The organism is Enterococcus sp. AMC1251, assembly GCF_058216535.1.
The window spans coordinates 694,201-708,450 of record NZ_CM177098.1 but is presented as its reverse complement, the minus strand read 5'-3'; the positions used below and the strand labels follow the sequence as shown (position 1 = coordinate 708,450).

The following is a 14,250-nucleotide window of genomic DNA, read 5'->3' as shown; positions in this document are numbered from 1 at the left end:
TATAGTTATTTTAAAAGCTTAGCAGAGGCTTTTAAGTTTGCTCTAAAAAAAAGATAATAAGCATTTACACTCATTACCTCTAGTTTTTTGTTATTAATTTAGATTGTTAATTGCTTGTTGCAAAGCTAGTACAGCATTATCAATATCCGACTGATTAGCATCAGGACTATCATAGACAAATTTGGCATCAGCTAATTTAATCATTAGCACCGACCATGAATGTACACTGTAATTTGATTCTTCTAGCGTTAATGCTAGATTGTAGGCTTCTAAAAGAAGATTTTTATTTACTGATGGAATTTTTTCTTGCTCCTCAGCTTCTTCTTTGGCTCCAGTATCTGCAATTTCCTCAACAACTCGTTCCGCTACTTGACTAGTTTTTTCTGTTAGTTCTACTACTTCTGTTCTTTCTTGTGTTACTTCCCCAGTAGTTTCAGTTGTTACTTCTGCCTCAGATGTTGCATCTTCAGTCTCACTTGTTGCTTTTGGTAATTCTTCTGGGGTTTCTGTATTTTCTTTAATATTAAATTTTAATTTTTTTTGTGTATCTTGTGTCTCTACACTACGACTTGATTTTGTCGTGGGTTTATTGTAATTTTTTGCTCCCAAAAATACTGAACCCATTGTATATTTTCCACTACCATTTTCTTGTAAATGAATACCCACAGAACCTTCGTTAAGTCCATCAAGCAATAGATTGGCATTATGTCCACTAGAGTTAATCCATGCATTAACTACAATGCTTGCACCGTTTTGGGCTAACCATTCTAAACTGCTAGGGTTATTATACATTCCAATATTCTCGCAAAATACTACATTTTCATAGCCATAATCATAAGGTGCATCTGCTCCATCATCTCCATTTGGACGTGTATGTTCGTATAAATCAAAGATTTCTTGGGAACGAACATCAGCTCCTTGTTGTAGTGCTGATTGATTACCCAATGAGATTAATCCATTATTGTTACGGTGTTGATTGATTAATGCCAATGCTTCTGATGCAATTTTTGATTCTACTTCACTTACGTCTTCTGTTGGTGGTGTTACCACATCTTTTTTGTAAACAAATGTTACTGTTTTATCTGCATCTGCTGTTACTGTTTGGCTAGTTGCTCCTTGTAAAGTATATCCACTAAATGTTTTAGCATTTGCTGTAAACATTTTGTTTTCTTCTACAGAAACTGGCGTTTCTGTTTCCAAAATATTTCCTTCTGTGTCTTTATGTTCTACCGTTACCATAAATTTGGTTACTTCTGGTACTTTTTCTTCTAAATTATTAAATGCTGTTTGTAAATTTGTGTTTGCTTGATTTACTTGTTCCTGTGTTGCATTTTCATTATTTAAAATAGAATTTGCATTGTTTAATGCTGTTTCAAAATTACTAAAGCTTTCATTAGTGAAATTACCCTTTTCAGTATTTCCAACTGAATTAATTAATTGTTCTAATTCCGATTTGTCTACTACAACAGGAGATTCATCTTTTTTGTAAACAAAAGTAATTGTTTCTGCCCTATTAACTGTTATTGTTTGGGTATTCTCTCCTTGCAATATATAACCACTAATAGTTTTTGCCGCTGCAGTAAAACTTTTTCCAGATTCAATTTCAATCGAACTCTCAGAACTTAAAAGATTTCCTTCTTCGTCTCTATATTCCACGGTAATTGGATATTTAATAATTGGTTCTTCATTTCTACTATATTTAAATGTGATTGTTTTATCACCAGTTACCGTTATTGACAGAGTATTATCACCAATTAAAGCATAGTCAGCTATATCTTTTGCTTGTGCAGTAAATACTTGTCCTTTCTCTATTTCATGGATTTCAGAGGATGAAATTTCATTTCCATCTTCATCTTCGTATTTTACCGTAATTTTAAATTTCTCTACTGGACTTTCATTCTTTCGATATTTAAAAGTAATAGTTTCCGATTTTTCCACGGTTATTGATTGAGACACCTCACTAACTAAAGAATAACCTTCTATGTTTTTTGCAGTAGCTGTATATTCTTGACCTTTTTCAATTTTCAAAGTATCTGAATCTGAAATTTCTTGATTGTTTTCATCAACGTATTTCACTGTGATTTCAAATTTTTCTAAAGGATTAGGTTTTTCATTTTTTTGATAAGTGAAAGTAATTACTTTATCGCTATCAACTTTAATCGTTTGAGTAGGTTGCCCAGTTAATGTATAACCATCAAACTCTTTTGCTTTAGCTGTATAAGACTCACCTTGTTTGATTTTAATATCTGCTTCTTTTTCTAAAATATTTCCTTCGTTATCTTTATGGATAACCAATACTGTATATTCTTTTGCTTCTGGTGTAATTGGCTTTTCAGGATTTGTTGGTTTCTCTGGTTTAGTTGGATTTACTGGTTTACTTGGATTTGTTGGTTTATTGATATTTTCTTGACAATTATTATTTCCACTATTTGATTGGCTTGAATTACTATTCTGGTGATTTCCACTCTGATTACTTTGAGTACTAGCATTACCCGGTGAATTATGATTCGAGTCAGCATTTGTCTGACTATTTACCACATTGCCATTAACATCCGATTGGACTGGATTTTTTTGAGTATCCGAATCTTGATTTGCGAATGGTTTGCTACTATCTACTTTATCTGTATCATTTAACACTTTATCAGCAACTATATTTCCATCTTTATCTTTTACAGTGATATGATTTCCATCAAAATAGATGATTCTTCCAATTTCTAAATTGTATTGTTCACCTGAATTTAAATTGATATTGTTAATTTCTGCTAAAGTTTCAACTTTGATATTAGTTACTTGAGAAATTGCCCATAAAGTATCCCCATTTTTAAGTGTATAGGATGTTGCTCCACTTTCTATTTGGATTGATTCTGGGTTATTAGCTGTCCAATTATCTGCATAAACATTGGCTTGAATCGACATTCCACTAATTAATAATGTGGAAAATAACATGCCTTTGATAACCCAATTTTTCTTGGATTTAACTATACGACAACGGTATTTTTCCTCTGTTAATGCTTTTTCTAATTTTTTTTCTTTTGTCATTTTTAAAATTCTCCTCTTTTAAATTATGATAGTTTCTCATTTTCATTGGCTAATTCTGCTTTTAAATTACCTGCAATTCGATTTAAAAGCATTGAACTTAATAAATAGTACATACTAGTTAATACCACACATACGATAAATGCTTTTTTGTTTTTATCCTCAAAATACGTTCCCAAAAAAGATTTGATACACAGGATTACAAACAAAAATATGATAAGATAAAATCCACCATATAATAAGACACAAGGTAACATACTAGCCACTAAAAAATAGGTTGTAATACTGTTTGTTTCTTTTCTTTTTGCCCATAACCGTAATTCTTCAATTTCTTCTAAATTTAATTCTTCCATATTTTACTCCTTACTTAAATTTGTCTTTTAATATCCCATTTACAGATTTTATATGATAAACATCTTTACTAACTTTCTTTCCATCTGATTCCCATCCCAAAGTTTGAGCTAAAAAGCCGTCATTTCCATTAATTTCAGTATCCAAACTATATTCCTCTCTTTCTCCAAATCGATTAATTATCACTATACGCCCTTCTTCCATAGCTAATCTGCTCTCATTAATAGCTTGTGCAAATCCTTTAATATCCATAGCTAATGCCTATCTCCCTTGCCTTTTTTATGCGGTAAGAAAAGAACGATATGGACATGACAAAAAAACCGATTCATCTGGATTTGGAAATCCATTTAAATCAGCTTTATTCTATGTATAAATTTTTTTAAATATGTAAGGTAAATATCGTTCTTTTTTTACCTGTTTACTGGTTTTTTTGCGCTTTTCATCTAACCTCTATAATTTTAACATGATGTTCATTTTTTTTAAAGTCTTAAATCAAAATCTAGTTAATAAATCGTTTCTTTTTCTCACATTGTAGATAGTTTTAAGACATACATCACAATGATAAGATATTTCCTCTAGTGTATAATTCTCACTCAGGTACATGTCTATTATCTTCTGTTCAATTTCATCATCGATTCTCCTTTTTCCTAAAATCACACCATTCTTTTTGGCTTGCTGTAATGCTGATTTTGTCCGTAATGATACGTTTTCACTTTCCATTTCTGCAAATGTCGCCAAAATATTAAATACTAACCTACCCATTGCAGTGCTAGTATCAATATTTTCATGGATAATCTTAAGATTAATATTTCTCTCTCGCAAATCTGCCTCTAAGTTGATAAGTTGACGTACTGACCTACTTAATCTATCTATACGGTAGATTAGAAAGGTATCTCCAGTTTCCAATTTACTTATAGCTTTAGTCAGTTCCTCTCTATCTGTTTTTCTCCCTGATACTTGTTCAGTATAGATTTCATCTGGTCTAAAAGGTCTAAATGCTTCCAGTTGTACCTCTATTCCTAAATCTTGTTTGTTAGTGCTAGTCCGCCCATATGCTATGGTTTTTACCATCAATAATCATCTCCTATATTCTTATTTATCATCTCCATTCTATAATTATTCATTTCAATATACTTATTATTTCAGTATTTACTCTTAATTGATACTGTAAGTTTTGGTTTAATCTTTTTGTTTTTTTCTTTAAATGATTCTTAACTTAAATTAAGTTTAACATCAAAATTATGATGCTGTCCTCGAAGTGTTATCATCTTTCACAATTTCTTCTTTTAATTTGTATTCAACCTATATAATATCTGGCTAAATTTATTTTCATAACCTTTTAAAATATTCTTATTTAATTACTCTACTGCCAATATATTAACACCTTCCCATCCGCTATAAAGCACGTTTTAAGCATGGCTAAATATTCTTTCGTATAATTTATACTGTTACCTTAAAACAGTCCAGAGAGGCTCTTGTAGCTCATTAGACATAGCTATCAATAATCATTGATTTTACTTATTTGATTGTTGTCCATCCCCCGTTACATTTAGTTCCTCTTTGACTTTCTCTTTTTCGATTTTCTCGAATAATTTTTCTAAATTAGCATTTGCTTTATTCAGATTATTTATACCTTTTTCAAATTCTTTAACTATTTTTTTGCCTTCTGCAGATAGCCCTTTCAAATCTCCAAACTCCAATTTTTGAACATCACCAATAAATTTATTCGTTAGTTTACTAACAAATTCTAGATTATTTTGTGAAGCAACATAGACTAACTTATTCTCACTGTTTTTTATAACTTTTATGTTTTCAACTTTTCCACTCTTGATTCTTGTTGTTAAACCCACAACTACTCCGTTTCTTCTCTTACCGTTTTTATCAATCAGTTCTTTACTTAATTCCTTATCTGACATTAATTCTACCCATAATCCCTCAGTAGTTAATCCGCTTTCATTCCTTGCTAATAGATTGTGCATTTTCTCCAAAACCTTTGCTGTTGTACTCATTTTTAATCATCCTTTCGTTTACTGATGTGATGATAGCTTCAGATTATTTGTTTGTCAAATCTTCTTTTAAAAATTGGACAAAAAAAATAAAGATAACCATTATTCGGTATCCTTATCTTTTGCAATACTTTTTCTTAAATTTTCAAAGGCGTTGGCACTTGCTTTATCGTCTTTAGGTACATAATAAATGTAATATCGACGTGTAAAATCTGCACTACTATGACCTAATCTTTTACTTATTCTTTCTGTTGCTAAAGTAATACCCTCTGTTGCATCAATACTTTGAAATAAGAAACTAGCCGAATAGTGGCGGATATCATGAAATTTAAAATTTCCATACCCTTCTGGGTACTCTATACTATGCCTCCCTAAAAACCTCCTCCATTTTTTGTAGATTGAACTGTTTCTGTATGGTTTTCCTTGGCTATCTGCTTTTAAAATATAATTATGTGCTTTATCAGTTCTGTTTTCAATTAATTTACTTTGGTTATTTTTAAACCGTTTTAATTCATCTGCCATTGAATTAGATATAGATACCACATGACCTTTAGACTTTTTAGTTGTCCCTAATTCTTTATTTTCGTACAAATTTTGGTTTATTATTATTTCATTTTTTTCAAAATTAACATGTTTCCATTCTAATGCTGTTAGCTCACCTTGACGACTCCCAAGTTCTAAAGCTAAATGCACTAATACAGTTAATTCTTCTTTGTTCTCATTATCTAACGCCTCAAAAATTTTACCCCACATTGGCTCCCAAGTAGATTGAGGTGGTAATTCTTTTGCAATAAAATGTCTTGTCGGTTTTTCTAATTTTTTCATCTGATTTTCCTGTATGTATTCGTTTTGTTTACACCATGCAAAAAAAGAACTTAATGCAGAAAAATATTGATTTTTAGTTGACCAACTAACTGGAAACTCTATTGAATCTTTCCCATCTCTTCTAACTTCATAGGCGTAATCATTTAAATAGCTATTTAAATCTGTATGTTTTATTTCTGACACGTAAGCATTTTCTAATTTCTCATCATTGATATAGTAATTAAGATACTTTTTGTATTCATTAAGAGTTTTAGGTTTATTATGATTTAACCGTTCATTATACCACTTATCCAGTAAATCCCCAAATGTTCCTAAAATTATTACATTTTTTTCGATTGCTTCATATTTACCTTTTTCTCTTTCTAGTTCCTCTTTAGTTCTTTTCTCTATCCATATATGACTTCTTTGGTCTTTTCTAGGTAGATTCCTTTTTTTCGGGTCTCTATATGATATTTTTGCTCTCCACAAACCATTTTTTAATACTGCTTTAGACATACTTGCCATTTTTAATCCCCTCCTTTTGAACCCATGTTACCATCATTTTCTTAATCATTAAATAGGTTTATTATCAGGTTTTCAAAATCTCAAGCTCCAAATCTGCTCCAAAACGCAAAAAAAGATACCACGCACACTCTTTTCGAAACGTCCGAAAACGCCAAGAATGCACTGGTATCAAGGGTTTGGCACCCAATGGGTCGTAAGGGGCTCGAACCCATGACCCGCTGATTAAGAGTCAGCTGCTCTACCAACTGAGCTAACGACCCAAATAATTAATACTTAAACATTGTAGCACTTGAAAATTGTTTATTCAAGAGGAAACATCAGACACAACGAAATAAATTACAATCGTTTCCTATCATTGTATCTGACTTTTTTACTCTTCTTGTTCTTTTTTTACAGGACATGTCGTGTGACAGTCATCACAGCTCTTCCCTTTCTTGATTCGAGAATAGACAATATATCCAGCTGTGCCGAAAATCAATACTGCTAAAATAAACGTCGTCATGTTTTACCCTCTTCCTAACGTTGCCATTGTGATAACTGGTTCTTTTTTTACTTTTGACTTCCTGCCTAAAAAATAGCCTATAATAATTACTAAAAGTGATGCAACAATTGTACCTATACCAATTTGACCATTCTCAAACACAACATGTCCAATTTGATAGACAATAAAACTTACTACATAGGCCAAACCGCATTGATAACTAATCGCACCCCAAGTCCATTTCCAATCACCCATTTCTCTGCGAATCGCACCAATCGCTGCAAAACACGGAGCGCATAACAAATTAAACACCAAAAATGAATACGCGGCAACTGGTGTGAATGCTCCTTGCAACGCAGACCAAACTTCTACACCATCTTCAGATACTTCACCTATATGTCCAAATAAAATACCAAATGTACCAATCACATTTTCTTTTGCAACTAAACCAGTTATCGTAGCAACCGCACCTTGCCAAGTTCCCCAACCAAGAGGAGCAAATACTGGCGCAATCACTTTTCCTAAGTTTGCCAAAATACTTTGGTCTGCATCTGCTTCTTGTAGTGTAAATGAATAGGTAGAAGTAAACCAAATAATGATACTCATCACGAAAATAATTGTTCCCGCTTTTTTAACAAAAGATTTACTGCGATCATAAGCATGACGGAGAACACCACGTAGTTGAGGCATATGATAAGCTGGTAATTCCATAATAAACGGTGCTGGATCTCCTGAAAATGAGCGAGTTTTCTTCAATGCAATGCCTGATAACACAATGGCTACAATCCCAATAAAATAAGCCGATGGTGATACCCAACTACTTTTTGGAAAAAAAGCCCCTGCAATTAATGCGATGATCGGCAACTTCGCTGAACAAGGCATAAATGTTGTGACCATGATTGTCATCTTGCGATCCTTTTCGTTTTCTATTGTACGACTTGCCATAACACCAGGTACACCACAACCTGTCGCAATTAACATTGGAATAAACGATTTTCCTGACAACCCAAATTTTCTAAACAAACGATCCATTACAAAAGCAATTCTCGACATATAGCCACAATCTTCCAAGAATCCCAAACATAAGAATAAAACCGCTAACTGAGGTAAAAATCCTAAAACTGCGCCAACTCCAGCAACAATCCCGTCTAAAATCAAGCTTTGCATCCATGGAGCCACATGCCAACTAACTAATAATCCTTCTATGGTTGTCGGTACAATATCTCCAAATAATTCATCATTAATCCAATCGGTCCCCATAGTTCCTACAGTTTGAATCGCTAAATAGTAAACAAACCACATAACCAAAGCAAATATTGGTAAAGCCAACCAGCGATTAGTGACAATTTGATCGATTTTATCACTTGTACTGAATGTGATTTCATTTTTTTCAATCGAACAAAGAGCTGTTAAACGAGTAATAAACTCGTATCGTTCGTTAATGACGATTGCTTCACTATCATCACCAAAAACTTGTTCAGTAATTTTAATAATTTCTTCTATTTCTTTTTTTTGTAAGGCGCTCAATTCTAGTTTCCCAAGGACTTCAGCATCTCTTTCAAACAGTTTGATACTATACCAACGGGTTTGTTTCTCTAATATGCTATCGCCTAAAACATCTATAATTTCGCTTAATGCTGCTTCTAGACGGTTATCATAGGTTGGATAATTAAAGTCTGTTGGAAAAACTTCAATAGCTTTCACTGCTTTTTTTACCAACTCATCAAGTCCACGATTTTTTAAGGCACTAATGCCTAAGACATCAACACCTAAACCATAGGAAAGTTTTTCAATATTGATCTTCTTTCCAGTTTTATCCAGAATATCCATCATATTCAGCCCGACAACTACAGGAATCCCTATCTCCATTAATTGAGTGGTTAAATATAAATTTCGTTCTAAGTTTGTAGCATCAACGATGTTGACAATGACATCTGGACCGCCATTCAGTAAATAATCTCTGGCAACCACTTCTTCAGGTGTGTAAGGAGAAAGAGAATAAATACCTGGTAAATCCTGAATCGTTACCTGCTTATTTTTCTTTAACTTACCTTCTTTTCGTTCCACAGTTACACCTGGCCAGTTACCTACATATTGATTTGCGCCTGTCAAGGCATTAAATACTGTTGTCTTTCCACTATTTGGATTACCCGTCAGAGCAATATGTTGTTCATTCATTTCTTACCCCTCTTTCTGTACCAAGATTAATTGTGCTTCGTTTTTTCTTAACGTTAGTTCATACCCGCGAAGATTGATTTCGATCGGATCTCCTAAAGGCGCCATTTTTCTAACAAGAATATCCACATCTTTTGTCAATCCCATATCCATCAGTCTTCTTTTAATAGCTCCCTGTCCGTGAACCCCAATCACTCGAGCCTTTTCACCTACAGTTAATTGATCTAGAGATAACCAATCTTTTTCTTCGATACTTTTTTCTACTATTATAATTTGTTTCAATATAGATAGATTGATCGCAATTCGGCTATTGTGTAATAAAATAATGCCGTTCTCATTTGAATAATTCACCAACACAACTTTCCCACCTGGCACAAGACCAAGATTATTCAAATGCTTCTTCGCAAAACCTTCTGCCTGGATTTCTTCAATTGTATAAACTTTGTTCACCTTTGCTCGTGCCAATGTTAACATTGTGTAACCCTCCTTATTTTAAAAGCTGAACGAGCTCGTTTATCACTGTCAGAAAAATAGGAAAAATTGACTGTGGCGTTTCTTTGGCACTTTCAATTTTTATTTTTTTTCCGAAGTGCTAGCTCGTGACGCTAGATATACTCAGAAACTCCACACGATTTGTGAAAAAGTTTCATCTTCATTTCCAATGATATTGATAATCGTTCTCATCAAGTATACCTTTTTGTGATACTTAAATCAATCTTCTTTCCACCTATAGTAAGAAAACATTTCCCCGTTCTATCGGTCATCAAATATTAGTGTGTCTTACTTAAATAGACCACTACATATTGTGTTCACTGCTTAAGAAATTCCAATTCAAAATTTAATAATTTTCTTTTCTAAACACAAAAATAACCATATTAGTCGCTCCAATCTAGAGAATACGCGTTTTCATATTTCTTTCAAAAACACAAAACATGGGATTAAATAGAAAATCAACCACAATATATAGTGCCTAAGTGTTGACTTTTTCCCTGAGAGATTTATACTAGTGAGGTAAACTAATTTAGGGGGAATTAAAATGAACGTAAAAATCTTTTCTAAAAATAATTGTATCCAATGTAAAATGGCAAAACGCTTTTTGAGCGAGAACAATATAGCATTTGAAGAAGTAAATATTGATATCCAACCAGATGCAATCGACTGGTTAAAAGAACAAGGATTCCAAAGTGTTCCGGTTATCACTTCTGATGCTGCGACAGTTGTAGGATTTCGTCCTGATCAACTAAAACAATTGGCTAGCTAGATGAAAATTGTTTATTTTACAGTCACCGGACAAACCAGACGCTTCATTAAAAAATTGGATTTAGCAGCTTACGAAATTGAGCCTGCGAATCCTTTTTTTGAGATAAATGAGCCTTTTGTCTTAGTCGTTCCCACTTATGATCAAGAAATCACTGAAGTAGTGAACGATTTTCTCGATTATAAGAACAATCAAGAACACATGCTAGGCGTTGCTGGTGGCGGCAACCTCAATTTCGCAGAGTTATTTGTATATACGGCAAAAGACATAGCACGTGATTACAACGTTCCGATGCTTTTTGCTTTTGAATTTAGCGGCACGAACGAAGACGTAGAATCCTTTAAGAAAGTAGTGAATAAACTTGAATCTAAAAGAAATTAAAGATGTTAGCTATTTTAAGTTGAATAATGAGATTAATCGTCCTGTTGATGGGCAAATTCCTTTACATAAGGATAAAGAAGCTTTGAAAGCTTTCTTCAAAGAAAATGTTCTACCTAATACTAGAACCTTCAATACTATAGAAGAAAAAATCAATTACTTGATCGACAATGATTATTTAGAAACAGCATTTATCGAAAAATATTCTATGGTCTTCATTGAAAAATTATATACATTTCTTGATGAGCAACAGTTTGAATTCAAATCATTTATGGCAGCTTACAAGTTTTATTCACAATATGCGCTTAAAAACAATGCAGGAACTGAATACTTAGAAAGCTATGAAGATCGTGTTGCTTTTAATGCACTATATTTTGCTGATGGCAATGAAGACTTGGCTTTAGTTTTAGCCGATGAAATGATCCACCAACGTTACCAACCTGCTACACCTTCTTTCTTGAATGCAGGACGTAAACGTCGTGGTGAACTTGTTTCTTGTTTCTTGATCCAAGTAACAGATGACATGAATAGTATCGGTCGTTCGATCAACTCCGCTTTACAATTATCACGTATTGGTGGCGGTGTGGGTATCACATTAGCAAACTTACGTGAAGCAGGAGCACCCATCAAAGGATACGAAGGAGCTGCCAGTGGCGTGGTTCCTGTTATGAAATTGTTCGAAGATAGCTTTAGTTATTCGAATCAATTAGGCCAACGTCAAGGTGCCGGAGTTGTTTATCTAAACGTCTTTCACCCAGATATTGAAATGTTCCTATCAACGAAAAAAGAAAATGCGGACGAAAAAGTTCGTGTAAAAACTCTTTCTTTAGGCGTTGTAGTTCCTGATAAGTTTTATGAGTTAGCTCGTAATAATGAAGACATGTATCTATTCAGCCCTTACAGTGTTGAACGTGAATATGGGGTTCCTTTCTCTTACGTTGATATTACAAAAGAATATGATAATTTAGTTGCCAATCCAAAAATTCGTAAACGTAAAATCAAAGCACGTGATCTAGAAAATGAAATTTCTAAATTACAACAAGAATCTGGCTATCCATATATTATCAACATTGATACAGCGAACAGAAGCAATCCAGCTTATGGTAAGATCATCATGAGTAATCTATGTTCAGAAATCTTACAAGTTCAAACACCTTCTGTTTTAAATGGCAAACAAGAATATGAAACACTTGGTACAGATATCAGCTGTAACTTAGGTTCAACAAACATTGTCAACTTGATGGACAGTCCTGACTTTGGCAAATCTGTTCGTGCAATGACACGTGCCTTAACTTTTGTAACCGATGCATCTGATATCGATGTCGTTCCTTCTATTCAAAACGGAAACAAATTAAGCCATACAATCGGACTTGGTGCGATGGGTCTGCATACGTTCTTTGCAAAAAATCATATGGAGTATGGATCTAAAGATTCACTAGATTTCACCAATGTCTACTTTACTTTATTGAATTACTGGACTTTAGTAGAAAGTAATAACATTGCCAAACAGTACAATGAAACATTCCATAACTTTGAAAAATCTGATTATGCTAATGGTTCATATTTTGATAAATATATCGAAGGAGATTTCACTCCTCAATCAGATAAAGTCAAAGAAATTTTTAAAGATATTTTTGTTCCAAGTTCTGAGGACTGGGCAAACTTACGTGATGCTGTGAAAAAAGATGGTCTATATCACCAAAATCGTTTAGCAGTTGCTCCAAATGGTTCTATTTCTTATATAAATGATACAAGCGCTAGTATTCACCCAATCACTCGTATGATCGAAGAGCGTCAAGAAAAGAAAATCGGTAAAATATACTACCCTGCTCCTCACTTGGCAAATGACACGATTCCATATTACACATCTGCTTATGACATGGATATGCGTAAAGTCATCGATGTTTATGCAACAGCACAACAACATGTGGATCAAGGAATGAGTTTGACATTGTTTATGCGTTCTGAAATTCCAGAAGGATTATATGAATGGAAAGATTCACCAAAACAAACAACGCGTGATCTGAATATTTTACGTCACTATGCTTTCCATAAAGGGGTTAAATCGATTTATTACGTACGAACATTTACGGATGATGCTGAAGAGATCGGTAGTAATCAATGTGAAAGCTGTGTGATCTAGAACAGCGAAACAAACTCAAGGCGCCCTCTAGGTCGCCTTGTTCTATAATTTACTGTATTTTATTGTATTGGTAATGAGGAGGAGAATACATGGCAACATATTATGAAGCAATTAACTGGAACGCCATCGAAGATGTGATTGATAAATCAACTTGGGAAAAATTAACGGAACAATTTTGGTTAGATACTCGTATTCCTTTATCTAACGATCTAGATGACTGGAGAACTCTTTCAGACCTCGAAAGAACAACAGTAGGTTATGTTTTTGGTGGACTGACACTACTAGATACTGTTCAGTCTGAAAGTGGTATCGAGCAGCTAAGAAATGACGTCCGCACACCGCATGAAGAAGCTGTTTTAAACAATATTCAATTTATGGAATCCGTTCATGCTAAAAGTTATTCATCAATCTTTAGTACATTAAACACTAAAAAAGAAATCGATGATATCTTCGAATGGACTAATACTAATGTTTATTTACAAAAAAAAGCAGAAAAAATTAATGAAATTTATAAAAATGGTACACCTCTAGAAAAGAAAGTTGCTAGTGTATTTTTAGAAACGTTTTTATTTTATTCTGGTTTTTATACACCTCTTTACTATTTAGGAAATAACAAACTAGCAAACGTTGCTGAAATCATCAAACTCATCATTCGCGATGAATCTGTTCATGGGACTTACATTGGGTACAAATTCCAATTAGGGTTCAATGAATTATCTGAAGCAGAACAAAACGAAATGAAAGATTGGATGTATAATCTTCTTTATGAGCTGTATGAAAATGAAGAACGTTATACAGAAGAATTATATGACGATTTAGGTTGGACAGAAGAAGTGAAGACTTTCCTACGTTACAACGCCAATAAAGCGTTAATGAATCTTGGAATGGATCCATTATTTGCTGACACAGCGAATGATGTCAATCCAATTGTTATGAACGGTATTTCTACGGGTACAAGCAATCACGATTTCTTCTCACAGGTTGGTAATGGTTACTTATTAGGTACTGTTGAGGCAATGAAAGATGATGATTATTTGATTGGTATAGAATAATTTCAAAAAATAAGCTAAGATAAAACTTGCGTAGTTTTATC

At 33.4% G+C, this 14,250-nt stretch carries 13 protein-coding genes and 1 tRNA gene; 4 read left to right on the top strand and 10 right to left on the bottom strand.

Translation table 11 applies throughout. The annotated features are described in order from the left end of the window. Nucleotides 1–93: 93 nt before the first annotated feature. The 10 genes from AC4BBR_RS03305 to AC4BBR_RS03260 all read right to left on the bottom strand — a co-directional run bounded on the left by AC4BBR_RS03305 (nt 94) and on the right by AC4BBR_RS03260 (nt 9,852). The gene (locus tag AC4BBR_RS03305; protein ID WP_490461161.1) at nt 94–3,039 is read right to left on the bottom strand and encodes a MucBP domain-containing protein; all 2,946 of its coding nucleotides are present in this window, start codon (nt 3,037–3,039) and stop codon (nt 94–96) included. A 23-nt stretch (nt 3,040–3,062) separates the two neighbouring features. Then, nucleotides 3,063–3,389 carry a hypothetical protein gene (locus tag AC4BBR_RS03300; RefSeq protein WP_111247081.1) on the bottom strand — a complete coding sequence of 109 codons (327 nt, stop codon included), beginning with the start codon at nt 3,387–3,389 and terminating at the stop codon, nt 3,063–3,065. Between the two features lie 10 nt (nt 3,390–3,399). Next, nucleotides 3,400–3,639: a hypothetical protein gene (locus AC4BBR_RS03295; RefSeq protein WP_111247080.1), complete on the bottom strand. Its 240-nt coding sequence runs from the start codon at nt 3,637–3,639 to the stop codon at nt 3,400–3,402. A gap of 240 nt (nt 3,640–3,879) precedes the next feature. Further along, the gene (locus AC4BBR_RS03290; RefSeq protein ID WP_490461160.1) at nt 3,880–4,458 is read right to left on the bottom strand and encodes a recombinase family protein; all 579 of its coding nucleotides are present in this window, start codon (nt 4,456–4,458) and stop codon (nt 3,880–3,882) included. Between the two features lie 443 nt (nt 4,459–4,901). Continuing rightward, nucleotides 4,902–5,396 carry a hypothetical protein gene (locus AC4BBR_RS03285; RefSeq protein WP_490461159.1) on the bottom strand — a complete coding sequence of 165 codons (495 nt, stop codon included), beginning with the start codon at nt 5,394–5,396 and terminating at the stop codon, nt 4,902–4,904. A gap of 99 nt (nt 5,397–5,495) precedes the next feature. Beyond that, nucleotides 5,496–6,722 (bottom strand): tyrosine-type recombinase/integrase, encoded by a 1,227-nt coding sequence (locus AC4BBR_RS03280; RefSeq protein WP_490461158.1) that lies wholly within the window; start codon nt 6,720–6,722, stop codon nt 5,496–5,498. Nucleotides 6,723–6,909: 187 nt separating this feature from the next. Further along, a tRNA-Lys gene (locus tag AC4BBR_RS03275) sits at nt 6,910–6,982 on the bottom strand. A gap of 110 nt (nt 6,983–7,092) precedes the next feature. Next, nucleotides 7,093–7,224 carry a FeoB-associated Cys-rich membrane protein gene (locus AC4BBR_RS03270; RefSeq protein WP_490461157.1) on the bottom strand — a complete coding sequence of 44 codons (132 nt, stop codon included), beginning with the start codon at nt 7,222–7,224 and terminating at the stop codon, nt 7,093–7,095. A gap of 3 nt (nt 7,225–7,227) precedes the next feature. Beyond that, on the bottom strand, nt 7,228–9,381 hold the full coding sequence (gene feoB / locus AC4BBR_RS03265) for a ferrous iron transport protein B (RefSeq protein ID WP_490461156.1): 2,154 nt from the start codon (nt 9,379–9,381) through the stop codon (nt 7,228–7,230). A gap of 3 nt (nt 9,382–9,384) precedes the next feature. Further along, nucleotides 9,385–9,852 (bottom strand): FeoA family protein, encoded by a 468-nt coding sequence (locus tag AC4BBR_RS03260; RefSeq protein ID WP_490461155.1) that lies wholly within the window; start codon nt 9,850–9,852, stop codon nt 9,385–9,387. Nucleotides 9,853–10,414: 562 nt separating this feature from the next. On the opposite strand from AC4BBR_RS03260, the gene nrdH reads away from it, so the two are divergent. From nrdH to nrdF, 4 genes are all read left to right on the top strand, one after another. Further along, complete coding sequence (gene nrdH / locus AC4BBR_RS03255; RefSeq protein WP_207121171.1) at nt 10,415–10,639, top strand: glutaredoxin-like protein NrdH; 225 nt, start codon at nt 10,415–10,417, stop codon at nt 10,637–10,639. After that, nucleotides 10,640–11,017: a class Ib ribonucleoside-diphosphate reductase assembly flavoprotein NrdI gene (gene nrdI / locus AC4BBR_RS03250; RefSeq protein WP_490461154.1), complete on the top strand. Its 378-nt coding sequence runs from the start codon at nt 10,640–10,642 to the stop codon at nt 11,015–11,017. Further along, nucleotides 10,998–13,157, top strand: coding sequence for a class 1b ribonucleoside-diphosphate reductase subunit alpha (gene nrdE, locus AC4BBR_RS03245; protein ID WP_490461153.1), 2,160 nt, complete (start codon nt 10,998–11,000; stop codon nt 13,155–13,157). The genes nrdI and nrdE overlap by 20 nt, the downstream gene beginning before the upstream one ends. Before the next feature lie 89 nt (nt 13,158–13,246). Continuing rightward, complete coding sequence (nrdF, locus tag AC4BBR_RS03240; protein ID WP_490461152.1) at nt 13,247–14,209, top strand: class 1b ribonucleoside-diphosphate reductase subunit beta; 963 nt, start codon at nt 13,247–13,249, stop codon at nt 14,207–14,209. Nucleotides 14,210–14,250 lie beyond the last annotated feature (41 nt).

Bases quoted from the DNA above. Each gene is read 5' to 3' on its own strand.
- AC4BBR_RS03285 (WP_490461159.1), bottom strand. From the start codon at position 5,396: ATGAGTACAACAGCAAAGGTTTTGGAGAAAATGCACAATCTATTAGCA.
- AC4BBR_RS03280 (WP_490461158.1), bottom strand. From the start codon at position 6,722: ATGGCAAGTATGTCTAAAGCAGTATTAAAAAATGGTTTGTGGAGAGCA.
- AC4BBR_RS03305 (WP_490461161.1), bottom strand. From the start codon at position 3,039: ATGACAAAAGAAAAAAAATTAGAAAAAGCATTAACAGAGGAAAAATAC.
- AC4BBR_RS03290 (WP_490461160.1), bottom strand. From the start codon at position 4,458: ATGGTAAAAACCATAGCATATGGGCGGACTAGCACTAACAAACAAGAT.
- nrdH (WP_207121171.1), top strand. From the start codon at position 10,415: ATGAACGTAAAAATCTTTTCTAAAAATAATTGTATCCAATGTAAAATG.
- nrdF (WP_490461152.1), top strand. From the start codon at position 13,247: ATGGCAACATATTATGAAGCAATTAACTGGAACGCCATCGAAGATGTG.
- nrdI (WP_490461154.1), top strand. From the start codon at position 10,640: ATGAAAATTGTTTATTTTACAGTCACCGGACAAACCAGACGCTTCATT.
- AC4BBR_RS03295 (WP_111247080.1), bottom strand. From the start codon at position 3,639: ATGGATATTAAAGGATTTGCACAAGCTATTAATGAGAGCAGATTAGCT.
- AC4BBR_RS03270 (WP_490461157.1), bottom strand. From the start codon at position 7,224: ATGACGACGTTTATTTTAGCAGTATTGATTTTCGGCACAGCTGGATAT.
- AC4BBR_RS03260 (WP_490461155.1), bottom strand. From the start codon at position 9,852: ATGTTAACATTGGCACGAGCAAAGGTGAACAAAGTTTATACAATTGAA.
- AC4BBR_RS03300 (WP_111247081.1), bottom strand. From the start codon at position 3,389: ATGGAAGAATTAAATTTAGAAGAAATTGAAGAATTACGGTTATGGGCA.
- feoB (WP_490461156.1), bottom strand. From the start codon at position 9,381: ATGAATGAACAACATATTGCTCTGACGGGTAATCCAAATAGTGGAAAG.